Genomic DNA, 24025 nt, shown 5'->3' with positions numbered 1-24025 from the left:
GCCAAGCCGACGGGAGCCGCGTCCATGACGGCAGAAGCAGCACCGAAACGACCGTTCCGCCGGCACATCGGCGTGTTCCTGGCGCCGGCGGTGATCGTCTACACGGCAGTGATGATCCTGCCGTTGTTCGGAACGCTGCAACTGGCGCTGTTCCGCAGCATCGGCAACGTGCAGAGCTTCGTCGGCTTCGACAATTTCCGCACGCTGTTCGGCGACCCGAACTGGTCGGCCGGCTTCTGGAACGCGCTGCGCAACAATGTCTGGTTCTTCATCATCCACATGCTGGTGCAGAACCCGATCGGCGTGATGCTGGCCGCGCTGCTTTCCAGCCCGCGCCTGCGGCTGGCCGCGTTCTACCGCACCGCCATCTTCGTGCCGACGGTGCTGTCCTTCGTCATCGTCGGCTTCAGCTGGAAGCTGATCCTGTCGCCGCTATGGGGAGTGGCGCCCAACCTGCTCGATCTGGTGGGCCTCAAAAGCCTGTTCACGCCCTGGCTCGGCAAGGAGGCCTATGCGCTTACCGCGCTCAGCCTGATCTCGGTATGGCAGTTCGTCGGCATCCCGATGATGCTGATCTATGCCGCGCTGCTTTCCATCCCCGACGAGGTGATCGAGGCGGCCGAATGCGACGGCATCACCGGCTGGGCGCAGTTCTGGAAGATCAAGCTGCCGCTGATCCTGCCCGCCATCGGCATCATCTCCATCCTCACCTTCGTGGGCAACTTCAACGCCTTCGACCTGATCTATACGGCACAAGGGGCACTGGCCGGGCCGAACTATTCCACCGACATCCTCGGCACCTTCCTCTACCGCGCCTTCTTCGGCTTCCAGCTCCAGGTGGGCGACCCCAACATGGGGGCTGCCATCGCCACCATGATGTTCCTCATCATCCTGGCGGGCGTCTGCGTCTACCTGTTCCTGATCCAGACGCGCCTGCGCCGCTACCAGTTCTGAGGAGTGCCGAGATGAGCCGCGCCACCCACTCCCTGCCACGCACGATAGGCGCGCACGCCATCCTCATCGCCTATACGGTGATCGCGCTGTTCCCGGTCATCCTGGTCATCGTCAATTCCTTCAAGTCGCGACAGGCCATCTTCCGCGAACCGCTGATGCCGCCGACGGCAAGCACCTTCGACCTGATCGGCTACGTCACCGTCATGAAGCAGGGCGATTTCCTGCTCTATTTCCAGAACAGCCTGATCGTCACCGTGGCCTCGCTGTTCTTCGTGCTGCTGTTCGGTGCCATGGCCGCCTTTGCGCTGGCCGAATACCGCTTCCGCGGCAACACGCTGATGGGCCTCTACCTCGCGCTCGGCATCATGATCCCGATCCGGCTGGCAACCGTGGCGATCCTGCAGCTCATGGTGGCCTCCGGCCTGGTCAACACGCTGACGGCGCTGGTGCTGGTCTACACCGCGCAAGGGCTGCCGCTGGCCATCTTCATCCTGGCCGAGTTCATGAAGGGCGTGTCCGACGACCTGAAGAATGCCGGGCGCATCGACGGGCTGTCGGAATATCGCATCTTCTTCCGCCTGGTGCTGCCATTGGTGCGGCCGGCCATGGCGACGGTGGCGGTCTTCACCATGATCCCGATCTGGAACGACCTTTGGTTCCCGCTGATCCTGGCTCCCTCGGAGAGCACCAAGACGGTGACGCTGGGCGCCCAGCTCTTCCTCGGCCAGTATGTCACCAACTGGAACGCGGTGCTGGCGGCGCTTTCGCTGGCCATCCTGCCGGTGCTCATCCTCTATGTCATCTTCTCGCGGCAACTGATCCGCGGCATCACCTCGGGAGCCGTCAAGTGAACACGCCCACCCCCATCCGCGTCGTCGTCGCGGGCCTCGGCAATATGGGCCGCAGCCATGCGCTGGCCTATGCGAGGAACCCCGGCTTCGAGATCGCGGCACTGGTCAACCGCTCGGACGTGGCGCTGCCGGCCGAGCTTGCCGGCCACCCGATCCGCCGCTCCTTCGAACAGGCGCTGGTCGACGAAAAGCCGGACGCGGTCGCCATTGCCACCTATTCCGACAGCCATGCCGACTATGCGGTGGCTGCGCTGGAGGCAGGCTGCCACGTCTTCGTGGAGAAGCCGCTGGCGACCACGGTGGCGGACGCGCAGCGTGTGGTGGACGCAGCCAGGGCCAATGGGAAGAAACTCGTGGTCGGCTACATTTTGCGCCACCACCCGTCCTGGATGCTGCTGATTTCCGAAGCCCGCAAGCTGGGCGGACCTTTCGTGTTCCGCATGAACCTCAACCAGCAATCCTCCGGCCATAGCTGGGAAACGCACAAGCAGCTCATGAAAACCACCTCGCCCATCGTCGACTGCGGCGTGCATTATCTCGACGTGATGTGCCAGATCACCGACGCGAAGCCAGTGGAGGTGCGCGGCATGGGCCTCAGGCTCACGGAAGAGATCGACCCCGCCATGTACAATTACGGCCATTTGCAGGTGCTGTTCGAGGACGGCTCGGTGGGCTGGTACGAGGCCGGCTGGGGGCCGATGATCTCCGAGACCGCCTTCTTCGTGAAGGACGTCATTTCTCCCAACGGCTGCGTGTCCATCGTCATGGCCGAAGGCGCGAAGTCCGACGACATCGACACCCACACGAAGACCTCGACCATCCGTCTGCATTCGGCCGCCATCGGGCCGGACGGCAGGTTCGCCAGGCCCGACGAACTGCTGTCGATGCAGGGCGAGCCCGGCCACCAGGAGCTTTGCGAGCTGGAGCAGGCCTTCTTCCTGCGCGCCATACGCGAGGATCTCGACCTTTCGCGCCACATGGACGACGCCGTGAAGTCGCTGGCCGTCTGCCTGGCCGCCGACGAAAGCGTGCGCACCGGCAAGGCAGTGCGGCTGTGAGGAAACGATTGCACCGCACAGCGATCGACGAAGCCAATATCGCAAATCCGGCCGTGTCAGCGGCACCGTACCGAACCGGAGGCATCCCGTGGGTTCGCTGAACATCGAGAACGTGACAAAATCCTTCGGTCAGGTGGAGGTGCTGAAGGGCATCGACCTCGAAGTCTCGGACGGCGAGTTCGTCGTCTTTGTCGGCCCGTCGGGCTGCGGCAAGTCCACGCTGCTGCGCGTCATCGCCGGGCTGGAGGACCCGACATCGGGCAAAGTGCTGATCGACGGCACGAACGTCACCTCGACCCCGCCGGCAAAGCGCGGCATCGCCATGGTGTTCCAGACCTATGCGCTCTATCCGCATCTTTCCGTACGCGACAATATGGGGCTCGGCCTGAAGCAGGCCGGCACGCCGGCGGCCGAGATCGACAAGCGCATCGCCGCGGCGTCCGCCATGCTGTCGCTGGAGCCCTACCTCAAGCGGCGCCCGGCAGAACTTTCCGGCGGCCAGCGCCAGCGCGTGGCCATCGGCCGCGCCGTGGTGCGCGAGCCGAAACTGTTCCTGTTCGACGAACCGCTGTCGAACCTGGATGCAGCGCTGCGCGTCAACACGCGCCTGGAAATCGCCCAGCTCCATCGCCGGCTGAAGGCGACCATGGTCTATGTCACCCACGACCAGGTCGAGGCGATGACGCTGGCCGACAAGATCGTGGTGCTGAATGCCGGCAACATCGAGCAGGTCGGCGCACCGATGGAACTCTACAATTCACCGGCAAACGAATTCGTAGCCGGCTTCATCGGCTCGCCCAAGATGAACTTCATCGAAGGCGCGCGACTGGGCGAAAGCGTCAAGACGATAGGCGTGCGGCCCGAGCACATCTCGGTCGATGCGCACAAGGGCGACTGGAAAGGCACGGTGGTGCATGCCGAGCATCTGGGCGCCGACACCAACCTCTATCTCGACTGCGAAAAGGCCGGGCTCATCACGGTGCGCATTTTCGGCATCTACAATGCCGAGCCCGGCGCGGTGCTCTATGCCACGCCGCAGCCGGACAGGATCTACCGCTTCGACGCCGACGGACGCGCGCTCGGGTAGCGTCAGCCGACGAAGGCGCGCTCCACCACGAAGCTGGCGGGATTGGCCAGCGAACCCTCGACGAAGCCGAGGCTTTCGACCAGTTCCTTGACGTCCTTCAGCATCTGCATGGAGCCGCAGATCATCACCCGGTCGGTTTCCGGGTTCAGCGGATCGATGCCGAGGTCTGAATAGAACTTGCCCGAGCCGATCAGCGCGGTGATGCGGCCCATGCAGGGCGAGGTCTCGCGCGTGGTGGAATTGTAGAGCGTCACGCGGCCGGCCGCGAACTCGCCGATCAGCGGGTCCTGCGACAGCGACGCGACCAGTTCCTTGCCGTAGGCCAGTTCGGCCACGTCGCGGCAGGTATGGGTAAGGTAGGCGTGCTCGAACTTCTCGTAGGTATCGGGATCGCGCAGCAGGCTGGCGAAAGGCGCGATGCCGGTTCCCGTCGAGATCATGAACAGGCGCTTGGCGGGCGTCAGCGCGTCCAGCACCAGCGTGCCGGTCGGCTTGGGGCGCATCAGCACGGTGTCGCCCGGCTGGATCTTCTGCAGGTGCTGCGTCAGCGGGCCGTCGGGCACCTTGATGGAGAAGAACTCCAGTTCGTCGTCCCAGGCGGGGCTGGCTACGGAATAGGCGCGGAACACCGGCTTCTCGGCATTGGGCAGGCCGATCATGACGAATTCGCCGGAGCGGAAGCGCAGCGATTGCGGCCGCGTGATGCGGAAGGAAAACAGCCGGTCGGTATAGTGCTTCACCGAAACCACTGTCTCGGCATGGACATTGGCCGGAATCGGGAACGTCTGCGGGGCGACCGTGTTCTGTGCCGAAGCGGTGCTCATCAAGCCATCCTGTCCTGCTGCGGGACCGTCCCGCCGGTCCGTTCGATATGCTGCCGGGTGAACCTTTTTCGGCGAAGCGCCACCAAGCGACGTCAAGTCGCCGAATGACAAGTCTATTAGTGTAAAAGCGACATTTGCGTCAACGTTACCGGGGAAAACGCGGTTCCAAACTGAGCCAGATCAATAGGCGAAAATTTTCCGTCCGGCAGAGATGGCGGAAGATTTCGGCACAACCCTTCCCGGCAACCCGTTGAAACGACGCGACCCTTGCGGAAACCTCGAATGTGAACAACGGCCAGGCAGCGACAAAACCGGGCGCGGTGCCGGCGAAGCCAAGCCGTGCAGCAAAGCGCCGCGATAAACCACCCGCGCATCCGTTTTGCGCCCTGGAAAGGTTGACGCGCCGCGCCATCTGGTGAAGGTTCTGCCCCCCGGCCGGTTCGGCCGGCGAAAGACATGCACAGGAAAGAACTCATGGCCGAGGAAGCCCTGATCGTCATCGACATGCAGAACGACTTCTGCCCCGGCGGCGCGCTGGCGGTCGAAGGCGGCGACGAGATCGTGCCGCTGGTCAACGATCTGATCCGCCATGCCGACCATGTGGTGATGACGCAGGACTGGCATCCCACCGGCCATTCGAGCTTCGCCTCCAGCCATCCGGGCAAAAAGCCGTTCGAGCATGTGGACATGCCCTACGGCCCACAGACGCTGTGGCCGGACCATTGCATCCAGGCAAGCAAGGGCGCCGATTTCCACTCCGGCCTTGCCTGGAGCAAGGCCGAACTGGTCATCCGCAAGGGATTCCGGCCCGCGATCGACAGCTACTCTGCCTTTTTCGAGAACGATCACACCACGCCGACCGGGCTGGCAGGCTACCTGCGCGAGCGCGGCATCGGCGCGCTCACGCTGGTGGGGCTGGCCACAGATTTCTGCGTGGCCTATTCGGCGCTCGACGCGGTCGGCCAGGGCTTTTCGGTAACGGTGCGGCTCGACGCCTGCCGCGGCATCGACCTCGGCGGTTCGCTGGAAACCATGCTGCAACGCATGCGCGAGGCCGGCGTTACGCTGGCCTAGACCGATCGACGGCGTCCCGGACCGGGGACGCTCAGCCAGAAACGAAAACAATAGCGGAGGCGGAGCCGGACAGGCCGGCAGCGCTGAAGGAAGGAAGATGACCGTGGAGTTTGCAAGGAAAGTGATGGCGGGCGGCTGCGTTCTCGCCGGCGTCATGGCCGCCGGGCCGGCCTTCGCGGCGGCGGAGGCGCATGGCCTGCCGGGCGCTGCCATGTCGCTGTGGTGGGCGCTGCCCTTTGCCGGACTGCTGCTTTCCATCGCCACCGGCCCGTTGTTCTTCCATCATGTCTGGGAACATCACTATGGCAAGATCACCATTGGCTGGTCGGCGCTGGCGGTGCTGCCGCTTGTGGCCGCGTTCGGCTTCCCGCTGGCCACGGAAGCGGTGCTGCACGCCCTGCTGACCGAATACATGTCCTTCATCATCCTGCTGTTCGCGCTGTTCACCATTTCCGGCGGCATATTGGTGGCGGGCAACATCCACGGCACGCCGCTGACCAATGCCGCGCTGCTGCTGATCGGGGCAGTGCTGGCCTCCGTGGTCGGCACCACCGGCGCCTCCATGATCATGATCCGCCCGATGATCCGCGCCAACGACAACCGGCCGTTCAACGCCCATGTGGTGGTGTTCTTCATATTCCTGGTATCCAACATCGGCGGTTCGCTTACGCCGCTGGGCGACCCGCCGCTGTTCGTCGGCTTCCTGCGCGGCGTCGACTTCTTCTGGACCACCGTGCACATCCTGCCCGACACGCTGTTCGTCGGCGGCGTGGTGCTGACCGCCTTCCTGGCGCTCGACATTTTCCTGCACAAGCGCGAGGGCGGCGCACCGAAGATCAAGGACCCGACGCCGGATTCCAAGGTGCGCATCCGGGGCCTGCCCAACATTCCGCTGCTGGCCGGCGTGATCGGCGCCATCCTGGTCTCGGCGATCTGGAAGCCGGGGGTGACGTTCACGGTCGGTGGGGTGGAGCTTGAGCTGCAGAACCTGGTGCGCGACGGCGTCATCCTGCTGCTCGCCTTCGTATCCCTCGCCGTTTCGCGCAAGGAATACCGCGTCGCCAACGGCTTCAACTGGGGGCCGATCGCGGAGGTGGCGAAGCTGTTTGCCGGCATCTTCATATGCATCGTGCCGGTGGTGGCGATCCTGCGGGCAGGCATGGACGGCGCGCTGGCGCCGCTGGTGGCGTTGGTCTCGACGCCGTCGGGTGCCCCCAACGACCTCGCCTATTTCTGGCTGACCGGCATCCTGTCTTCCTTCCTCGACAATGCGCCGACCTATCTGGTGTTCTTCGAGATGGCCGGCGGCGACCCGCAGCACCTGATGACGGAGTACGCCACAACGCTCGCCGCGATCTCGGCGGGCGCGGTGTTCATGGGCGCCAACACCTATATCGGCAATGCGCCGAACTTCATGGTCTATGCCATCGCCAGGAACCAGGGCGTCAAGATGCCGGGCTTCTTCGGCTACATGATATGGTCGGGCATCGTGCTGATCCCCACCTTCATCGTGGCCAGCCTGCTCTTCTTCGGGTGAGGCGGCGCGAACGCTCGGCCGCTTTCATCTGTTCCAGCGCCTTCTCCCGCAAGGGGGAAGGCCAGAGCATCAGACTTTCACCAATTGCCTGACGCGGTCCTGCTCGCCGAAGATGCGCAGATAGCGCCTGATCTCGGCCGGGTCGCCGGTGGCCTTCTCCGGATTGTCGGACAGCTTGACCGCCGGCCGGCCGTCGGCCTCGGTGACCTTGCACACCAGAGATATGGCGTTCAGCCGGTCGGTGGGGGTAGGCGCGCAGCCCTCGAAATCGTTGGTGAGGTTGGTGCCCCAGCCGAAGGACATGCGCACCTTGCTTTCGAAATGCCGATAGGTCTCGATGATGGTGTCGACCTCCAGCCCGTCCGAGAAGATCAGGAGCTTCTTTCGCGGATCCTTGCCCATCTTGCGCCACCACGAAATGATCTTCTCGCCGCCTTCGATGGGCGGAGCGCTGTCGGGGCGGAAGCCGGTCCAGTCGGCCACCCAGTCGGGCGCGTCGCGCAGGAAGGAGGCGGTGCCGAAGGCGTCCGGCAGCACGATCAGCAGATTGCCGCCATAATAGCGCTGCCAGTCCTGCAGCACCTTGTAGGGCGCCTTCTTCAGTTCGCCCTCGCTGTCTGCCAGCGCCGCCAGCACCATGGGCAACTCGTGCGCATTGGTGCCCAGCGCCTCCAGGTCGGTGTCCATGGCCAGAAGCACGTTGGAGGTGCCGGTGAAGGCCTCGCCGATGCCCTCCTTGAGCGCCTCCACGCACCAGCGCTGCCACAGGAAGGAATGGCGGCGGCGAGTGCCGAAATCCGAGATCAGGATGCCCGGCAGCTTCTTCAGCCGCTCGGTCTTGTCCCACATCTTGGCCTTGGCGCGGGCATAGAGCACGTCCAGGGCAAAGGGCCCGAAAGCCTTCATGGCCGAGCGCGAACGCATTTCGTTGATGATGGAAAGCGCCGGGATCTCCCACATGGTGGTGTACATCCACGGACCTGCGAAAGTCAGCTCATACTGGCCGTCGCGCTTCTCCAGTTCGTATTCGGGCAGGCGGAAATCCTCCAGCCAGGCAAGGAACTCCGGCTCGAATATCTGCTTGCGTCCATAGAAATTGTTGCCGCCCAGCCAGATCATCTCCTTCTTGGAGAGGCGCAGCGTGCGGGCATGGTCGAGCTGCTCGCGCAGTTCGCCCTCGTCGATCTCGTCGGCCAGGCGCACCGAGGTGGTGCGGTTGATCAGCGAGAAGGTGGCGTCGACCTTCGGATACATGCCCCAGATCATCTGGAGCATCAGAAGCTTGTAGAAATCCGTGTCGAGCAGGGAGCGGACGATGGGGTCCAGCTTCCAGGTGTGATTGTAGACGCGCCGGGCGATGTCCGTTCTTGCCATGACCGTGCTTTACTGCTTGTGCCGTTGCCGCGTGCCCTCTTAGCATCCAATCGCACACGACGTCGCCCGCTTTGCGGTGGGCCAGCGAAAAGAGTGCCGGGCGGCGATGATGCGCCGGTTCAGGCGGCGCCGGCCGACCGGGAAGGTTTCGCCCGGCCCCTGGTACGGCCGTGGCCGGCCATGAAATCGACGATGCGCGGTACGATCTGGGCGCGGAAGCGCGAGCCGTTGAAGACGCCATAATGGCCGACGGCCGGCTGCACGTAATGCGCCTTCCTGTCCGCCGGGATGCCGGAGCACAGGCCTTGCGCGGCCTCGGTCTGGCCGAGGCCGGAAATGTCGTCGTTCTCGCCCTCCACCGTGAACAGAGCCGTGTTGCGGATCGCGGCCGGATCGACCAGGGTGCCGCGATGCTTCATCCTGCCCTGCGGAAGATCGTGTCGGATGAAGACGGTCTCCACCGTCTGGAGGTAGAACTCCGCGGTGAGATCCATCACTGCCAGATATTCGTCGTAGAACTCGCGGTGCTTCTCGGCGCCGTCGCCGTCATGCTTCACCAGATGCATGAAGAAGTCCTTGTGGGCGATGATGTGCCGGTCGAGGTTCATGCTCATGAAGCCGGAAAGCTGCAAGAAGCCCGGATAGACGTCGCGGCCGAAGCCCGGCGCCGGCCAGGGCGCCTGCATGATGACGTTGTCGCGGAACCAGCCGATGTCCTTCTCCTCGGCCAGGAGGTTGACGGCGGTGGGGTTGCGGCGCGTATCGATCGGGCCGCCCATCAGCGTCATGGTGGCGGGCGCCAGCGCATCGCCGCGCGCCTCCATCAGCGCGACGGCCGCAAGAACGGGCACGGAAGGCTGGCACACGGCCATGACATGCGTATCCGGCCCCAGGGCGTGCAGCATGTCGATGACGTAGTCGATATAGTCGTCCAGGTCGAAGCGGCCCTCAGACAGCGGCACCATGCGCGCGTCCGTCCAGTCGGTGATGTGGACCTCGGCATGGGGCAGCATGGCCTCCACCGTGCCGCGCAGCAGCGTGGCGTAGTGACCCGACATGGGCGCCACGATCAGAAGCTTGGGATCGGAGCGCCGCCCGGCAGGGACGGCGCGCTCGAAATGGATCAGGTTGCAGAAGGGCCGTGACCAGACGATCCTTTCCTGCACGGGCACGCTGCGGCCTTCCACCACCGTCTCATGCAGCCCGAAGGCCGGCTTGCCGTAGCGGCGCGTGGTGCGCTCGAACAACTCGGCCATCGCCGCAACCGAACGGCCCCAGGTGGTGTGGGACAACGGATTGAGCGGATTGGAATAGAGCATGCGCACCGCGTCCGCGTAGGCGCGGGCCGGCTGCAACGCAGCGTGGTTCATTTCATAGAATTGGTAGAACATCGAGGAACCTCGCTGCTGCCTGACCCAAAAGGTCGACGGAGCCGCGCCGAGCCTTCAATATCCTGCAACGAAGTTATCAAGAAATTGTTGCGGCGCAATAGTTCATGCGGGGTGAGGTAGGTGGGATTTCAGGCCAATTCAACCGGAATTCGGCCGCTGGCGGCCGGATTCGGGGTCAAATCCTCCCGGCCCCGGCTACATGTTCCTCTCCCGGGGCCCGGCTTTCCGACTCAGGCAGGCGCGGAGCCGGCGGCCGCCTACTGCTTTTCGGCCGTCGCCAGCCCTTCGAACTCGGGCAGCCAGTGCAGCGCCGAACGGTGCCAGATCTGCCTGTGCGGCACCAGTTCCTGCCGCTGCCGGACCGTGCCGGTTCGGATGACGTAGACCTTGGGGCCGTCGCCGACCGAGGTGGAATAAAGGTGGGAGCCGCATTCGGGGCAGAAGGCCTGCGCGCGTGCGGCGCCGCTGTCGCCGGTCCTGACATAGATCTTCGGCGTGCCCGACATCTCGAACGCGTCTTCCGGGGCAGGCACCGACACGCGGAAGGCGGTGCCGGTAAGCTGCTGGCAATCGACGCAATGGCAGATCGAGGTCTTTTGCGGGTTGACCTCCGCCCGATAGGTGATGGCGCCGCAATGGCACCCGCCGTCTATGCGCATCTTCGTTACTCCCTTACCGAGGAACCGGCGCCAGTTTCCCACCGGATGCGACGCTTGTGAACCGTATTGTGTATTGAAGCCGCGCAAATCTCTTGCTTCAATCCGCGCCTCAGTCACCGGAGGACACCAGCATGGCCAAGGGGCAGATGAAAGCGGCGAAGGAACCGCGCAAGCCGAAGAAGGATGCCAAGAAACCCTCCGCGCCAGCCGTCAAGACGGCGCCGGTGCAGGCAACGCGAATCAAGGAAAAATAACAGGCAGCGCGCGAACCGGAGCGTCTTTTCCCGTCATCGTGCTCCGCGGCGACGGCCAGCGGCTATTGACCCGTAGGCGCGAAATTCCTACGGGTCGGGCGAGGACGACCTCGCATCGATTGCAACCCGGCCGGGACGACCCTGCCAACACAGGAGCGTCCCATGCCATGGATTTTGCTGTTCTTTGCCGGCCTTTTCGAGATCGGCTGGGCCATCGGCCTGAAATATACCGAAGGTTTTTCCAAGCCGCTGCCGACCACGTTGACGGTTCTGTCCATGGTCATCAGCATGGGCATGCTCGGGCTGGCGCTGAAGACGCTGCCGGTCGGCACCGCCTATGCGGTGTGGACCGGCATCGGCACCGTGGGCACGGCCTTGCTCGGCATCTGGCTGCTCGGCGAACCGGCGACCGCGATACGGCTCGCCTGCATCGCGCTGATCGTGTCCGGCATCATCGGGCTGAAATTGGTGGCGTGAAGGCGCGGGCGGTCGGCCTTTTTGCCTCAACGACGAAAGGGCCGCCCGCGAGGGCGGCCTGCCTGGGCAAGCCAGGCGCCAAATCCTGCCCGAGCAGCAAGCTCAGCGAGCGGTGAAGCCAGGAGGTGTGCGGCCGACACGCGACTTGCGGGCGGCGTAGCGGGCGTCGCGCTTGGCCTTGCGGGCGGCTTCATCGGCCAGCAGGCGGCTGATGCGCTCGTTTTCCTCGGCCTCGCGAATCTTGGCCTCTTCGGCAGCCTTGGTTTCCGCTTCCAGACGTGCGGCCGCTTCCGCGGCCTCGCGCACGGCCCGCTCGGCCGCTTCGCGCGCCAGCTTTTCCTGCCTCAGCCGCTGCTTTTCCGCCTCGCGCACGGCGCGGGCTTCCAGGATGGCCTTGCGTTCGGCCTGCCGCGCCAGGACCTGCGGGTCGTCTGCTGCCGGCCTTGCCTTGAAGCGCTCCAGGAGCGCCTTCTTCGCCTCGTTGGCGGCGTTGCGCCGCTCGAAGATGTCCTTTTCCCTATAGATAGCCAATTCCAGTTCCCTGAAGTCAATTTGCGTCGTTTACATACGCGCGAAAACCAGGAGTTCAAGCGCCAAAACGGTATGCCAGCCATGAAAATCCGGCTTGTTGCACTGCGAAGACACCTTTGGCCTCGAAATTCTGCATGCACCGTTCACCATCCGCGCCACTGGCGCAGGCAGTTACGAATGGTTACTTGAACCGCACCCGCAATCAGGAAGCGCTTCCATGGAACTCGGCCTCTACACTTTCGGCGACGTCAGCCCCGAACCGGGCCCCGGCGCCATCGGCCCGCACGAGCGGCTGCGCAACCTGATCGAAGAGATCGAACTGGCCGACCAGGTCGGGCTCGACGTGTTCGGTCTCGGCGAGCATCACCGACCCGACTATGCCTCGTCCGCGCCCGCGGTGGTGCTGGCGGCGGCGGCCGAGCGCACCAGGCGCATCAAGCTGACCAGCGCCGTCACCGTGCTTTCCTCCGACGATCCCGTGCGCGTCTTCCAGCAATTCGCCACGCTGGACCTGTTGTCCTCCGGCCGGGCCGAAATCATGGCGGGGCGCGGCTCCTTCATCGAGTCCTTCCCGCTGTTCGGCTACAATCTGGAAGATTACGACGAGCTGTTCGCCGAGAAGCTCGACCTTCTTCTGGCGATCCGCGACAATGTCGAGGTGACGTGGTCGGGGCGGCTGCGTGCGCCGATCAACGGCCGCGGCGTCTATCCGCGCCCCTTCCGGGATAGGCTGCCGATCTGGATCGCCATCGGCGGCACGCCGCAATCGGCGGCGCGCGCGGGCGCACTCGGCCTGCCACTGGCACTGGCAATCATCGGCGGCGAGCCGGCGCGCTTCGCACCGCTGTTTGGCCTGTATCGGGAAGCCGCACGCCGCGCCGGCCAGAATCCGGCCGGCCTTGCCACCAGCCTCAACGTACATGGTTTCGTCGGCGAGACTGCCGAGCAGGCGGCCGACGACTTTTACGGACCGCAGGCCGAAGTGATGAACCGCATCGGCCGCGAGCGCGGCTGGGGCCCGACCAGCCGGGCGCATTTCGACCAGGCGCGTGGTCCGCAGGGGGCGCTGTTCGTCGGCAATCCGGAGCAGGTGGCGGAAAAGATCGTCGCCCAGCACAGGCTGTTCGGCAACGACCGCTTCCTGCTGCAGATGGCCATCGGCATCGTGCCGCACGCCAGGATCATGAAGGCGATCGAGCTTTACGGCACCAGGGTGGCTCCGCTGGTGCGCAAGGAGCTTGCCGCTGCGCGACCCGCCGAGCCCGCGGCCCCGTAGGCCCGCAAGCGGGGCCTCGTCAGGGCGCGGCCGCCGGAGGCCGAGCAGCCGGCGCGACGCCGTGGTCGCCGCCCTCGCCCTCTGGCTCCCTGAGCCTGAACCAGGCGACGTAGAGCGCGGGCAGGAACAGCAGCGTGATCGCCGTGCCAGCGATGATGCCGCCCATCATGGCATAGGCCATCGGCCCCCAGAACACTTCGCGCGCGATCGGGATCAGCGCCAGCGAGGCGGCTGCCGCGGTGAGCGCGATGGGCCGCATGCGGTGCTCGGACGCCTCGATCACCGCCGTCCAGCGGTCGGCTCCGTCGCGCACATGGTCCTCGATCTGCACGATGAGGATGACCGAGTTGCGGATCAGGATGCCGATCAGCGCCAGCACTCCCAGAATGGCGACGAAGCCGAGCGGAGCGCCCGACGGCAGCAGCGCGGCCACCACGCCGATGAGCCCCAGCGGCGCCACCGCCACCACCAGGAACAGGCGCTGGAAGCTCTGGAGCTGGACCATGAGGATGGTTGCCATGACGAACAGCATCAGCGGCACCACGGCCGCGATCGGCCCCTGGCTCTTGGCGCTCTCCTCCGCCGAGCCGGCGGTGGCCACCGCATAGCCCGGCGGCAGGGTGGCCGCGAAGGCGTCGACCGAAGGCTTCAACTCGCGCACCACCGGGTCGGGCAGCGTGTCGCCCACCAGCCCCGCCCGCACGGTGATGGTGGGAATGCGGCCACGCCGCCACACCACGGGCTGCTCCAGCGCGTAGTCGAAATTGGCTACCGCCGCGAGCGGGATGGATTCGCCCGTGGGGGTGGGAAGCTGCATGTTCTTCAGCGTTTCGATGGAACCGCGCTCGGCCTCGCCGGAGCGCACCACGACATTGACCAGATAGGTGGCATCGCGCACCTGGGTGATGGTGACGCCCCCGACCACGCTGTTGAGCGCAGAGGCGATGTCCTGCGAGGTGATGCCGAGCTGGCGCGCCTTGTCCTGCAGGACATCGACCTTGAGCACGCGCGCCGGCTCGTTCCAGTCGAAGGTCGGGGCGTTGACCTTCGGATTCGCGGCGACGACGCCGGCCAGGCGCTGGGCAATGGTGCGCAGCGTCTGGATATCCGGCCCGCTGACCCGGTATTGCAACGGCCGCCCGACCGGCGGCCCCAGTTCCAGCGTCTTGACGAAGGTGTCGGTGCCGACGAACTGCTCGCGCAGGACCTTGCCGATCTGCGCCTTGACGCGATCGCGCGCCTCCACGTCCTTGGTGACGATGACCGTCTGGCCGAAATAGGGATTGGCCGCCTGCACGTCCAACGTCAGAACGAAGCGCACCGCGCCCTGGCCGATATAGGAACTCCAGTGATCGATATCGGGATTGCCGGCCAGCGTGCGCTCGAAGCGCTCCATCTGCTCCCTGGTCTCGGCGATCGAACTGTTCTGGGGCAGGTTCCAGTCCACGATCAGCTCCGGCCGGTCGGAAGACGGGAAGAACTGCTGCTGCACCAGCGTGATGCCGGCGAGCGACAGCAGGAACACCGCGACGGTCGTGCCGATGGTCAGCCAGCGCCGGCGTACCGCGCCCACGAGCACGCGACGGAACAGCGCGGTGAAGCGCCCGGGCCGGTCGTGGTGGGCCTGCATGGTCGCCGGCAGGAAGGTGACGCCGAGCAGCGGCGCAAACAGCACCGCCACGATCCACGACACGACGAGCGAGACGGCGATGACCACGAACAGCGTGAAGGTGTATTCGCCGGCCTGGCTGGAATTGAGGCCGATGGGGATGAAGCCGGCCACCGTCACCAGCGTGCCCGTCAGCATGGGAAAGGCGGTCGAGGTGTAGACATAGGTGGCCGCCTTGCGCAGCGGGTCTCCCGCCTCCAGCCGGGCCACCATCATCTCCACCGCGATCATGGCGTCGTCCACCAGCAGACCGAGCGCAATGATGAGCGCGCCGAGGGAAACGCGCTGCAGCGAGATGCCGAGATATTCCATCACCACGAAGGTTATGGCCAGCACCAGCGGGATCGACAGCGCCACCACGAAGCCGGCGCGCAGGCCGAGGCTGATGAAGGAGACGGCCAGTACGATGGCGACCGCCTCGAACAGCGCGCGCGTGAAGCCGGAGACCGCCTCCTTCACGATGACCGGCTGGTCGGCCACCTTGTGCACGCCCACCCCCACCGGCAGGTTGGCCGTCACCGCGTTCATCTTCGCGTCGAGCGCGGCGCCGAACTCCAGCAGGTTGGCATTCGGCTTCATGCCTATGGCAAGGCCGATGGCGTCCTGTCCGTCGAAGCGGAACAGCGAAGTGGGCGGGTTGACGTAGCCGCGCCTGATGGTGGCGACGTCGCTGAGCCGGAAGAAGCGGTCGTTGATGCGCAGATTGATGGCGCGCAGGCTGTCTTCGGAAGTGAACTGGCCGGTGACACGCACCGAGATGCGCTCCGGCCCCGACTGGATCACGCCGGAGGGCGCGATGGCGTTCTGCGCCTGGAGGCTGGCCACGATGGCCTGCTCGTTGATGCCCAGCGCCGCGATCTGGCGGGTGGAGAATTCGAGGTAGATGGCCTCGTCCTGCGCGCCGACGAGGTCCACCTTGCCGGCGTTCGGCACCGTCAGCACCTGCGTGCGCACATATTCCACATAGTCGCGTAGCTGGCGCAGGGTCAGGCCGTCGGCAGTGAAGGCATAGATGTTGCCGTAGACGTCGCCGAAACGGTCGTTGAAGAACGGGCCCTGCACCCCTTGGGGGAACTGATACCAGATGTCGCCGATCATGTTGCGCACCTGGAGCCAGGTGGGCGCCACGTCGCGCGCTTTGGTGTTGTCCTTCAGGTTGACGAAGACGATGGCGCGGCCGGCCGTGGTGATAGAGCGCGTGTAGTCGAGCGCGTCCAGTTCCTCCAGCTTCTTCTCGACGCGGTCGGTGACCTGGCGCACCGTCTCCTCCACCGAGGCGCCCGGCCAGTTCACCTGCACCAGCATGGTCTTGATGGTGAAGGAGGGATCTTCCTCGCGGCCGAGATTGAGGTAGGAAAAGACACCGGCCACGACGAAGACCAGCATGAAGTACCAGACCAGCGAGCGGTGCGACAGCGCCCAGTCGGAGAGGTTGAAGCCCTTCACTTCGCGCCTCCCCCGGGCAGCTTGACCTTCTGGCCTTCCTTCAGGCTGCGCACGCCGGCGGTGACGACCCGCATGCCCGCCTCCAGCCCGCCCGCGACGGTGAAGGTGCCCTCGTTGCGGGCCGCGACGTCGACGGTGCGCAGGGTCACGCTCGACGTCTGCGGATCGACGACCCAGACCTGGCTGGCGCCGTCCTTCTCCAGCAGCGCCGACAGCGGCAGCTCGATCGTCGCGGTCTGCGGCGTCGTGCGCGTCGCCGTCACGGTGGAACCCAGCCGGAAGGCGTCCGGCGGCTCGACCAGGGCCAGCCGCACCCGCCGCGTGCGCGTGGCGCTGTCGGCCTGCGGCGCAATTTCGCGCAGCCTGCCCCTCGCCTGCACCGACGGCAGCGATTGCAGCACCACTTCGAATTCGTCACCCTGCCTGAGGTCGCCCGTCAACTGGTCGGGAATGTCCACCACGGCCTCGCGGGCGTCGGAGCGGGCCACCGTCACCACGGTCTGGCCGGGAGAGACGGTCTGGCCGACCTCGGCCCCGACGGCGGTGACGATGCCGTCGAAATCGGAGAACAGGCGGGCATAGCCGAGCTGTTCCTCGGCTTTGGCAAGCGCTGCCCTGGCGCGCTCGACATTTGCGGCGGCCGCCTGACTGGCCTGGCGGGCGGCGTCGTAAACGGCCTGCGAGACATTGGCGGCGGCCAGGAGCTGGCGCTGCCGCTCCTCGCTGGCGGCGGCGTTGGAGGCCTGTGCCTCGGCGTTGGAAAGCTCCGCCCGCGCGCCCTGCACGGCAAGGTCGAGCGCGGTCGGGTCCAGTGCGGCGACGGTGACGCCGCGCTGCACGCGGTCGCCGACCTCGACGTCGCGCGAAACCACCCTGCCGAGCAGTCGGAAGGAGAGATTGGCGCTGAACTGCGGCTCCACCGTGCCGACGAAGCCCTGCATGCGGTTGGCCTGCGGCTCGACCAGGACCGACAGGACCGGCCGCACGGGCGCGGGCGGCTTTTCCGGCTCCGCCTGCGAGCAGGCCGCCAGCAGCGCCGCCGACAGAAGAATGCCTCCCCTCGCCGATCGCCTCATGGACTGGTCTCCGCGATCTCCACCGTCTCGCCGGGGATAAGCAACTGGCCGCCCGCAGTCACCACGCTCTGGCCGGGCTCGAGCCCCTCGTCGATGACGATGTTGCCGGATTCGTAGGCGAGCACCCCGACGGGCTGCACCGAAACCGCGCGGCTGGCGGGATCGACCACCCACACCGCCGGCCTGCCCTCGCTGGAAGTCAGCGCCTGCCACGGCAGGATGACGGCCTGCGCCGGGCGGGCACCGACCGTGCCGATCACGGCCGCGCCCAGCGGCATTTCCGCCGGCGTGCCGGGGATGGCCACCTTGACGCGGATGGAGCCGGAAGCCGGGTCGACCGCGGGGGAGACCTCGCGCACCTTGCCGGCCGCCTTGACCGCGGGGTCGGAAACCAGCGCGATCGTCACCGGCGGATCGGGCGGCGTCCTGACCACCAGCGTCTCCTGCACGTTGAACACGGCATCACGGTCGCCGTCCTCGGCGACGGTGAAGACGGTCTGCGCCGCCTGCACCACCTGGCCGGCTTCCACGGCGCGTGCGGTGATGACCCCGGGGGCGGCGGCCCGCAACTGCGTGAAGCCGAGGTTTTCCCTGGCATTGGCCAGCGCGCTCTGCGCCGCCTGCACGCCGCCCTGCGCCACCTTCAACCCCTGGTCGGCCTGGTCGTAGTCGCGCCGGGTGGTGAAGCCCTGCGCAAGCAGCGTCTTCTGCCGGTCGAAGGCGGCGGAGGCCTGGGTGAGCTGCGCCTGCGCGGCGTCGAGATCGGCCTGGGCCGAGCGCAGGTCGGATTCCTGTTCCTGCGGATCGATGCGGGCCAGCACGTCGCCCGTCTCGACATGCTGGCCGACGTCCACCAGCCGCTCGGCGACGCGGCCGCCGACGCGGAAGGCGAGGTTGTTCAGCGTGCGGGCCGCGATGACGCCGGTGAGCGAGGTTCTCGGCGCGTATACAGAAATCTCGACCTTGGCGACGGTCACCAGCACCGGCTGCCGGGCAGCCGCCGCCTCCTGCTTCTGGCAGCCGGCCAGCAGCGCCAGCGCCGCAGCGCCGAAGCAGGCAGCGCCGGCACGACGGAAAAACGCGTTCGGGAAAGGACGGGAAGCGGGTTTCGACGGCACTGATGGTCGCACTTTACCTGACCTGCTCGCTTTCCTCCGCATCGCCCCCTGCCTCCGCAATTTCCTCGAACAAGGCGAAACAGACGGGACTCAGGATACCGTCTCGCGCAAAAATTGAAACCGGCTTTTGCAGAGACGACAGGCCCAACCGTCTTGCCGCAGTGACGGCTTGAGCATTGCGCGAAATCGCGCGACAACCAACCGAAGGCCGCCGGAAACTGGGCAGGCAGGCCGGAGGAGAAGCACCGTGAAGAATTCCGCCATTTCCGAGCGCAAGAACCATGCGATCTCGCGCGGCGTCGGCATGACGACGCAGATCTACGCCGACCGCGCCGAGAATTCCGAGATCTGGGACGTCGAAGGGCGCCGCTACATCGACTTCGCCGGCGGCATCGCCGTCGTCAACACCGGCCACCGCCACCCAAAGGTGATCGAGGCGGTTAAGGCCCAGCTCGACCGCTTCACCCACACCTGCCACCAGGTCGTGCCCTATGAGAACTACGTGCATCTGGCCGAGCGTTTGAACGCCATGCTGCCGGGCAGGTTCGAGAAGAAGACCATCTTCGCCACCACCGGCGCGGAAGCGGTCGAGAACGCCGTCAAGATCGCCCGCCACGCCACCGGCCGCCAGGCCGTCATCGCCTTCACCGGCGCCTTCCACGGCCGCACCTTCATGGGCATGGCGCTGACCGGCAAGGTGCAGCCCTACAAGGCCGGCTTCGGCGCCATGCCGGGCGACGTCTTCCATGCGCCGTTCCCGGTCGAGTTGCACGGCGTGTCGGTGGCCGACTCGCTGGCGGCACTGGACAAGCTGTTCAAGGCCGACGTCGATCCGGCCCGCGTGGCGGCCATCATCCTGGAGCCGGTGCAGGGCGAAGGAGGCTTCTACGAGGCGCCGCGCGACTTCGTGTCGGCCTTGCGCAGGATCTGCGACCAGCACGGCATCCTGCTGATTGCCGACGAGGTGCAGACCGGCTTTGCCCGCACCGGCAAGATGTTCGCCATGGAGCATCACGACGTGGCGCCCGACATCACCACCATGGCCAAGAGCCTGGCGGGCGGTTTCCCGCTCTCGGCCGTCACCGGCCGCGCCGAGCTGATGGATTCGCCCAATCCGGGCGGGCTGGGCGGCACCTATGCCGGCAATCCGCTCGGCATCGCGGCCGCGCACGCCGTGCTCGATGTGATCGAGGAGGAGAAGCTGTGCGAGCGCGCCGAAACGCTCGGATCGCGGCTGAAGCAGCGGCTGGTGTCGCTGCGCGACGACGTGCCCGAGATCGTCGAAATCCGTGGCCCCGGCTTCATGAACGCGGTGGAGTTCAACGACGCCACGAAGAAGCTCCCCTCGCCCGAATTCGCCAACGCCGTGCGGCTGAAGGCGCTGGACAAGGGGCTGATCCTGCTCACCTGCGGCGTCTATGCCAATGTCATCCGCTTCCTGGCGCCCATCACCATCCAGGACAATGTCATGACCGAGGCGCTCGACATCCTCGAAGCCTCGATCCGCGAGGCGCGGACAGCCTGAGGCCGCAACGGTCCGGGCCGCGGCGCGGCCCGGCGCCGGTCACCCCGTCGCGGCGGCGGGATTGCCCTGCTGGAATTCGGCAAAGGCGGCCTTGAGCGCCTCGGGTCCGGCCACGGCCAGCCCGGGGGCGGGCGAGAACCCTGCCCCCAGCATCTTGCGGCCGAGCATGTGATCGCCAGGGCGGTTGACGGACTCGATCGCGATCAGCCTGTCGCCGGCATAGTGGTAGACGGAGAACCTGTTTTCCGCCGCATCGCCGGTCACGACATGGCGGTCGCCGCCGAGCGCCAATCCCACCATCTGCAGCTTCATGTCGCCTATGTCGGACCAGAACCAGGGCACCGCTGCATAGGTGTCCTCGTGGCCCAGGATGGTGCGCGCGGCTAGCCTGGCCTGATCGGTGGCGTTCTGCACCGATTCCAGGCGCACGTCCGCGCCGGTGAACCAGTGCCGGTAGTTCACCGCGTCGCCCACCGCCAATATCTGCTCGGCGGAGGTGCGCATCCGAGGGTCCACCTTGATGCCGTTCGCGACGGCCAGCCCGGCGGCCTGCGCCAATTCGACATTGGGCACCACGCCGATGCCGATGACGACGAGCTGGGCCGGCAGCCGCTCCCCCGAGGCCAGCACGGCGGCCGCAACATGACCGCCCTCCTCATCCAGCCGCGCCACGGTCGTGCCGGTCAGCACCTGCACGCCCATCGCCTCCAGGCGGCGATGCACATGGGCTGCGAGCACCGGCGCCACGGCGCGCCCGAGCAGGCGATCCGTAGCCTCGACCACGGTGACGTTGCGGCCGGCAGCGCGCAGCGTGGCCGCGATCTCAAGTCCGATGAAGCCGCCGCCGATGATGACGGCATCCTCGACCCTGCCGCTCACTTCACGGATGACGCGGGCATCGGCGAGCGAACGCAGCGACACGACCCCGGCAAGCCCGGCACCCGGCAGCGGCAAGGCGCGCGGCCGCGAGCCCGTGGCCAGCACCAGGCGGTCGAACGGCAGCGCGCCGCCGCCGGCAAGCTCCAGCCGCCGGGCTGCGAGGTCGATGCACTCGACAAGGGTTCCCGCCCGGAGGTCGATATTGTTTCCGGTGTAGAAGGCCTCGCCGCGCAAGGGTTGCGGCTTGGCTTCGGCGTCCTTGATGAAGGTCTTGGACAGCGGCGGCTTGTGATAGGGCAGCTCCGCCTCCTCGCCAAGCAGGATCACAGGGCCGTCATAGCCCTCTTCGCGCAGGCTGGCGGCGGCCTGCACCCCGCCATGGCCGGCTCCGACAATCACGACACCGTTCTTCATGGTCACCCGCTTTCAAGGCATTCCAGGGACTTGAACCTACCCCCGCCTGCGAAGTGGCGATTGCCCGGCTCCGCCGCAAGAGGGTTCACCCGGGTCGCATCCGAAACAGTTCCATGTCAATGCGCCAGCAGGGCCCGGCCTGCTTGTTCCATGGTGCGGCCCCAAGTCCGTGCGGCACGAGAATGACCGGAATAACCTGACTCCAATAGTTTAGAATTATTCTAAACTATTGTTTCGATTGCGTTTTCCTGACGAATTCAGTTGACTTTCCCAACCGCGCCCGCTTTATGGAATTCCTGCGCCATCGGGCGTTTTCCTTTAATGTCTGGGCCTTGAACCCTTTCGATTGGAGGCATTTCGGTGTTTCTTTCCGGCCATTCCCGCCTGACGACTTCTTGCCTGCGCCGCCGCCCCGTCCGGCTGAAAAGCAGGCTGGCCGCGCTGGCCGCCACCGCCGCGCTCACGGCGGCCGCCTTCGTGCTCCCGGCCAAGGCCGAGACAGACCCCAAGGCAGTGGTCAAGACCTACGCCGACATTGCCCTTGCCAAATACGAGGATTCACTGGCCACGGCCAAGGCGCTGGACGCCGCCGTGGACGCGCTGATCGCCAAGCCGTCGCAAGAGACGCTCGCAGCCGCCCGCGACGCCTGGAAGGCGGCGCGCATCCCCTACCAGCAGACCGAGGTCTACCGCTTCGGCAACCCGATCGTCGACGACTGGGAGGGCCGCGTGAACGCGTGGCCGCTGGACGAAGGCCTGATCGACTATGTCGATGCCGGCTACGGTACGGAATCGGAAGAGAATTCGCTCTACACGGCCAATGTCATCGCCAACAAGACGATCAAGATCGACGGCAAAGACATCGACGCCTCGAACCTTTCGCCCGAGTTCCTCTCCGGCACCTTGCAGGAAGCCGGCGACATCGAGGCCAATGTGGCCACCGGCTACCATGCCATCGAATTCCTGCTCTGGGGACAGGATCTCAACGGCACCGGCCCCGGAGCCGGCAACCGTCCCTATACGGACTACGACGCCGCCAACTGCACCGGCGGCAATTGCGACCGCCGCGCGCAATATCTGAAATCGGCCAGCGACCTTCTGGTTTCCGACCTCGAGGAAATGGTGGGCAACTGGCAGGAAGACGGCGCCGCGCGCAAGGTGCTGATGGACGAAGATGCCAAAGCCGGGATTTCGGCCATCCTCACCGGCATGGGCTCGCTCTCCTACGGCGAACTGGCCGGCGAGCGCATGAAGCTCGGCCTGCTGCTGCACGACCCCGAGGAGGAGCACGACTGCTTCTCCGACAACACCCACATGTCGCATCTGGAAGACGCGGTCGGCATCCGCGCCGCCTATCACGCCAGCTACAAGCGCCTTGACGGCACGGAAGTCTCGGGCCCGTCGCTGTCCGACATGGTCAAGGAAATCGATCCCGCGCTCGATCAGGAAATGGCGGCCAAGCTCGACGCCTCCGTGGCCAGGATGGAAGCCATCAAGGCGCGTGCCGATGCCGGCGAAGCCTACGACCAGCAGATCGGCGAGGGCAACGCGGAAGGCAACGCCACCGTGCAGGCTGCGATCGACGCGCTGGTCGACCAGACCAAGTCGATCGAGCGCGTGGTCGGCGCGCTGAAGCTCGACGCCATCGCCTTCGAGGGCTCCGACAGCCTCGATGCGCCCGGCGAGGTCTTCAAATAGGGGCCTTTTAAGCCCACCGGGAATGGGACCAGAAAGCCGGGCGGAGCCGGAGCGCGCGCCGCCAGCCATCCAGAGCACGACATGCTGATCTGCCACTGCAACATCATCACCGAAAAGGAAATCGAGCAGACGATCATCGGGCTGCTCGACGAGGATCCGTGGCAGCTCATCGTGCCTGCAAAGATTTATCATGCGATGAAGAAGCGCGGCCGCTGTTGCGGCTGCTTCCCAAATGTGGTGGAAACGATCATTCGGGTCACCGAGGAATATCACGTCCGTTCGCAGGCGGGTGGGACGGATATCGTTTTGCACCTCGATCGCGTCAGGTCCCTGCGCGATCAATTTGGGAGGAAGTTCAATGAAAGGCGAGCCACAGGTCATCGAGCGGCTTAACGAGGCCCTCTTCCTCGAACTTGGCGCCGTGAACCAGTACTGGGTGCATTACCGCCTGCTGGAAGACTGGGGATACGAGAAGCTGGCGAAGAAGGAGCGCGAGGAATCCATCGAGGAGATGCACCACGCGGACAAGCTGGTGGCCCGCATCATCTTCCTCGAAGGCCATCCGAACCTGCAATCGGTGGCGCCGCTGCGCATCGGCCAGAACGTCAAGGAAGTGCTGGAATCGGACCTGGCCGGCGAATATGACGCGCGCACGTCCTACAAGCGCTCGCGCGAGATCTGCAACGAACTGGGCGACTACGTCACCATGAAGCTGTTCGAGGAGCTGCTCGCCGACGAGGAAGGCCATATCGACTTCCTCGAGACGCAGCTCGACCTGCTCGCCTCCATCGGCGAGGAGAAATACGGCCAGCTCAACGCGGCGCCCGCCAACGAAGTGGACTGAGCGGGACAT

General features: G+C 65.8%; 22 protein-coding genes. 13 read left to right on the top strand and 9 right to left on the bottom strand.

All coding sequences use genetic code 11. From position 1 onward, the window contains the following. Nucleotides 1-24 precede the first annotated feature (24 nt). The 4 genes from ACTDI4_RS05220 to ACTDI4_RS05205 all read left to right on the top strand — a co-directional run bounded on the left by ACTDI4_RS05220 (nucleotide 25) and on the right by ACTDI4_RS05205 (nucleotide 3950). Nucleotides 25-954, top strand: a complete 930-nt coding sequence (locus tag ACTDI4_RS05220; protein ID WP_442840137.1) for a carbohydrate ABC transporter permease — start codon at nucleotides 25-27, stop codon at nucleotides 952-954. Nucleotides 955-965: 11 nt separating this feature from the next. Beyond that, complete coding sequence (locus ACTDI4_RS05215; RefSeq protein WP_442840136.1) at nucleotides 966-1805, top strand: carbohydrate ABC transporter permease; 840 nt, start codon at nucleotides 966-968, stop codon at nucleotides 1803-1805. After that, the gene (locus ACTDI4_RS05210) at nucleotides 1802-2863 is read left to right on the top strand and encodes a Gfo/Idh/MocA family protein (protein ID WP_442840135.1); all 1062 of its coding nucleotides are present in this window, start codon (nucleotides 1802-1804) and stop codon (nucleotides 2861-2863) included. Before ACTDI4_RS05215 ends, ACTDI4_RS05210 begins: the two co-directional genes overlap by 4 nt. Nucleotides 2864-2951: 88 nt before the next feature. Next, complete coding sequence (locus ACTDI4_RS05205; protein WP_442840134.1) at nucleotides 2952-3950, top strand: ABC transporter ATP-binding protein; 999 nt, start codon at nucleotides 2952-2954, stop codon at nucleotides 3948-3950. 2 nt (nucleotides 3951-3952) lie between these two features. Here the strand turns inward: ACTDI4_RS05205 and ACTDI4_RS05200 are convergent, their stop codons facing one another. Next, nucleotides 3953-4774, bottom strand: a complete 822-nt coding sequence (locus ACTDI4_RS05200; RefSeq protein WP_442840133.1) for a ferredoxin--NADP reductase — start codon at nucleotides 4772-4774, stop codon at nucleotides 3953-3955. 474 nt (nucleotides 4775-5248) lie between these two features. On the opposite strand from ACTDI4_RS05200, the gene pncA reads away from it, so the two are divergent. Both pncA and ACTDI4_RS05190 read left to right on the top strand, forming a co-directional pair. Beyond that, nucleotides 5249-5848, top strand: coding sequence for a bifunctional nicotinamidase/pyrazinamidase (gene pncA, locus ACTDI4_RS05195; protein ID WP_442840132.1), 600 nt, complete (start codon nucleotides 5249-5251; stop codon nucleotides 5846-5848). Between the two features lie 124 nt (nucleotides 5849-5972). Continuing rightward, complete coding sequence (locus tag ACTDI4_RS05190; RefSeq protein ID WP_442843271.1) at nucleotides 5973-7385, top strand: sodium:proton antiporter; 1413 nt, start codon at nucleotides 5973-5975, stop codon at nucleotides 7383-7385. A gap of 69 nt (nucleotides 7386-7454) precedes the next feature. Here the strand turns inward: ACTDI4_RS05190 and pncB are convergent, their stop codons facing one another. From pncB to ACTDI4_RS05175, 3 genes are all read right to left on the bottom strand, one after another. Next, nucleotides 7455-8759, bottom strand: coding sequence for a nicotinate phosphoribosyltransferase (gene pncB / locus ACTDI4_RS05185; RefSeq protein WP_442840131.1), 1305 nt, complete (start codon nucleotides 8757-8759; stop codon nucleotides 7455-7457). A gap of 119 nt (nucleotides 8760-8878) precedes the next feature. Further along, entirely contained in the window at nucleotides 8879-10150 is a 1272-nt protein-coding gene (locus ACTDI4_RS05180; protein ID WP_442840130.1) for a polyhydroxyalkanoate depolymerase, read from the bottom strand. A gap of 257 nt (nucleotides 10151-10407) precedes the next feature. Continuing rightward, nucleotides 10408-10809, bottom strand: a complete 402-nt coding sequence (locus tag ACTDI4_RS05175) for a GFA family protein (protein WP_442840129.1) — start codon at nucleotides 10807-10809, stop codon at nucleotides 10408-10410. Nucleotides 10810-10940: 131 nt separating this feature from the next. On the opposite strand from ACTDI4_RS05175, the gene ACTDI4_RS05170 reads away from it, so the two are divergent. Together ACTDI4_RS05170 and sugE are read left to right on the top strand one after the other, a co-directional pair. Next, nucleotides 10941-11063, top strand: coding sequence for a hypothetical protein (locus ACTDI4_RS05170; RefSeq protein WP_442840128.1), 123 nt, complete (start codon nucleotides 10941-10943; stop codon nucleotides 11061-11063). A 162-nt stretch (nucleotides 11064-11225) separates the two neighbouring features. Continuing rightward, on the top strand, nucleotides 11226-11540 hold the full coding sequence (sugE, locus tag ACTDI4_RS05165; protein ID WP_442840127.1) for a quaternary ammonium compound efflux SMR transporter SugE: 315 nt from the start codon (nucleotides 11226-11228) through the stop codon (nucleotides 11538-11540). Nucleotides 11541-11642: 102 nt separating this feature from the next. Here sugE and ACTDI4_RS05160 read toward each other — a convergent pair whose 3' ends face one another. Continuing rightward, a complete protein-coding gene (locus ACTDI4_RS05160) occupies nucleotides 11643-12071 on the bottom strand; it encodes a DUF6481 family protein (RefSeq protein ID WP_442840126.1) in 429 nt (142 codons plus the stop codon). Between the two features lie 217 nt (nucleotides 12072-12288). Between ACTDI4_RS05160 and ACTDI4_RS05155 the strand changes: the two genes are divergently transcribed. Further along, nucleotides 12289-13347: an LLM class flavin-dependent oxidoreductase gene (locus ACTDI4_RS05155; protein ID WP_442840125.1), complete on the top strand. Its 1059-nt coding sequence runs from the start codon at nucleotides 12289-12291 to the stop codon at nucleotides 13345-13347. 19 nt (nucleotides 13348-13366) lie between these two features. Here the strand turns inward: ACTDI4_RS05155 and ACTDI4_RS05150 are convergent, their stop codons facing one another. Genes ACTDI4_RS05150 through ACTDI4_RS05140 form a run of 3 tightly spaced genes read right to left on the bottom strand, consistent with a single transcriptional unit; the run spans nucleotide 13367 to nucleotide 18575 of the window. Further along, on the bottom strand, nucleotides 13367-16462 hold the full coding sequence (locus ACTDI4_RS05150) for an efflux RND transporter permease subunit (RefSeq protein ID WP_442840124.1): 3096 nt from the start codon (nucleotides 16460-16462) through the stop codon (nucleotides 13367-13369). After that, a complete protein-coding gene (locus ACTDI4_RS05145) occupies nucleotides 16459-17538 on the bottom strand; it encodes an efflux RND transporter periplasmic adaptor subunit (protein ID WP_442840123.1) in 1080 nt (359 codons plus the stop codon). Before ACTDI4_RS05145 ends, ACTDI4_RS05150 begins: the two co-directional genes overlap by 4 nt. Beyond that, the gene (locus ACTDI4_RS05140) at nucleotides 17535-18575 is read right to left on the bottom strand and encodes an efflux RND transporter periplasmic adaptor subunit (protein ID WP_442843270.1); all 1041 of its coding nucleotides are present in this window, start codon (nucleotides 18573-18575) and stop codon (nucleotides 17535-17537) included. The genes ACTDI4_RS05145 and ACTDI4_RS05140 overlap by 4 nt, the downstream gene beginning before the upstream one ends. A 328-nt stretch (nucleotides 18576-18903) precedes the next feature. Between ACTDI4_RS05140 and ACTDI4_RS05135 the strand changes: the two genes are divergently transcribed. Continuing rightward, nucleotides 18904-20181 carry a 4-aminobutyrate--2-oxoglutarate transaminase gene (locus ACTDI4_RS05135; protein ID WP_442840122.1) on the top strand — a complete coding sequence of 426 codons (1278 nt, stop codon included), beginning with the start codon at nucleotides 18904-18906 and terminating at the stop codon, nucleotides 20179-20181. Nucleotides 20182-20220: 39 nt separating this feature from the next. Here ACTDI4_RS05135 and ACTDI4_RS05130 read toward each other — a convergent pair whose 3' ends face one another. Continuing rightward, nucleotides 20221-21474: an NAD(P)/FAD-dependent oxidoreductase gene (locus ACTDI4_RS05130; RefSeq protein WP_442840121.1), complete on the bottom strand. Its 1254-nt coding sequence runs from the start codon at nucleotides 21472-21474 to the stop codon at nucleotides 20221-20223. Nucleotides 21475-21894: 420 nt separating this feature from the next. On the opposite strand from ACTDI4_RS05130, the gene ACTDI4_RS05125 reads away from it, so the two are divergent. The 3 genes from ACTDI4_RS05125 (at nucleotide 21895) to bfr (ending at nucleotide 24016) form a co-directional block, all read left to right on the top strand. Continuing rightward, the gene (locus tag ACTDI4_RS05125; protein ID WP_442843269.1) at nucleotides 21895-23172 is read left to right on the top strand and encodes an imelysin family protein; all 1278 of its coding nucleotides are present in this window, start codon (nucleotides 21895-21897) and stop codon (nucleotides 23170-23172) included. Nucleotides 23173-23253: 81 nt separating this feature from the next. Continuing rightward, the gene (locus ACTDI4_RS05120; protein ID WP_442840120.1) at nucleotides 23254-23565 is read left to right on the top strand and encodes a (2Fe-2S)-binding protein; all 312 of its coding nucleotides are present in this window, start codon (nucleotides 23254-23256) and stop codon (nucleotides 23563-23565) included. Further along, nucleotides 23531-24016 (top strand): bacterioferritin, encoded by a 486-nt coding sequence (bfr, locus tag ACTDI4_RS05115; protein WP_442840119.1) that lies wholly within the window; start codon nucleotides 23531-23533, stop codon nucleotides 24014-24016. Before ACTDI4_RS05120 ends, bfr begins: the two co-directional genes overlap by 35 nt. The last annotated feature ends 9 nt before the right edge of the window (nucleotides 24017-24025 follow it).

It is taken from the genome of Mesorhizobium sp. PUT5 (assembly GCF_052216645.1).
Classification (GTDB): Bacteria; Pseudomonadota; Alphaproteobacteria; order Rhizobiales; family Rhizobiaceae; genus Mesorhizobium.
The sequence above is the reverse complement of the archived record's forward strand: the minus strand, read 5'-3'. Positions and strand labels throughout refer to the sequence as shown.

Bases quoted from the DNA above. Each gene is read 5' to 3' on its own strand.
- ACTDI4_RS05220 (WP_442840137.1), top strand. From the start codon at position 25: ATGACGGCAGAAGCAGCACCGAAACGACCGTTCCGCCGGCACATCGGC.
- ACTDI4_RS05215 (WP_442840136.1), top strand. From the start codon at position 966: ATGAGCCGCGCCACCCACTCCCTGCCACGCACGATAGGCGCGCACGCC.
- ACTDI4_RS05200 (WP_442840133.1), bottom strand. From the start codon at position 4,774: ATGAGCACCGCTTCGGCACAGAACACGGTCGCCCCGCAGACGTTCCCG.
- pncA (WP_442840132.1), top strand. From the start codon at position 5,249: ATGGCCGAGGAAGCCCTGATCGTCATCGACATGCAGAACGACTTCTGC.
- ACTDI4_RS05190 (WP_442843271.1), top strand. From the start codon at position 5,973: ATGGCGGGCGGCTGCGTTCTCGCCGGCGTCATGGCCGCCGGGCCGGCC.
- pncB (WP_442840131.1), bottom strand. From the start codon at position 8,759: ATGGCAAGAACGGACATCGCCCGGCGCGTCTACAATCACACCTGGAAG.
- ACTDI4_RS05180 (WP_442840130.1), bottom strand. From the start codon at position 10,150: ATGTTCTACCAATTCTATGAAATGAACCACGCTGCGTTGCAGCCGGCC.
- ACTDI4_RS05175 (WP_442840129.1), bottom strand. From the start codon at position 10,809: ATGCGCATAGACGGCGGGTGCCATTGCGGCGCCATCACCTATCGGGCG.
- ACTDI4_RS05170 (WP_442840128.1), top strand. From the start codon at position 10,941: ATGGCCAAGGGGCAGATGAAAGCGGCGAAGGAACCGCGCAAGCCGAAG.
- sugE (WP_442840127.1), top strand. From the start codon at position 11,226: ATGCCATGGATTTTGCTGTTCTTTGCCGGCCTTTTCGAGATCGGCTGG.
- ACTDI4_RS05155 (WP_442840125.1), top strand. From the start codon at position 12,289: ATGGAACTCGGCCTCTACACTTTCGGCGACGTCAGCCCCGAACCGGGC.
- ACTDI4_RS05145 (WP_442840123.1), bottom strand. From the start codon at position 17,538: ATGAGGCGATCGGCGAGGGGAGGCATTCTTCTGTCGGCGGCGCTGCTG.
- ACTDI4_RS05130 (WP_442840121.1), bottom strand. From the start codon at position 21,474: ATGAAGAACGGTGTCGTGATTGTCGGAGCCGGCCATGGCGGGGTGCAG.
- ACTDI4_RS05120 (WP_442840120.1), top strand. From the start codon at position 23,254: ATGCTGATCTGCCACTGCAACATCATCACCGAAAAGGAAATCGAGCAG.
- bfr (WP_442840119.1), top strand. From the start codon at position 23,531: ATGAAAGGCGAGCCACAGGTCATCGAGCGGCTTAACGAGGCCCTCTTC.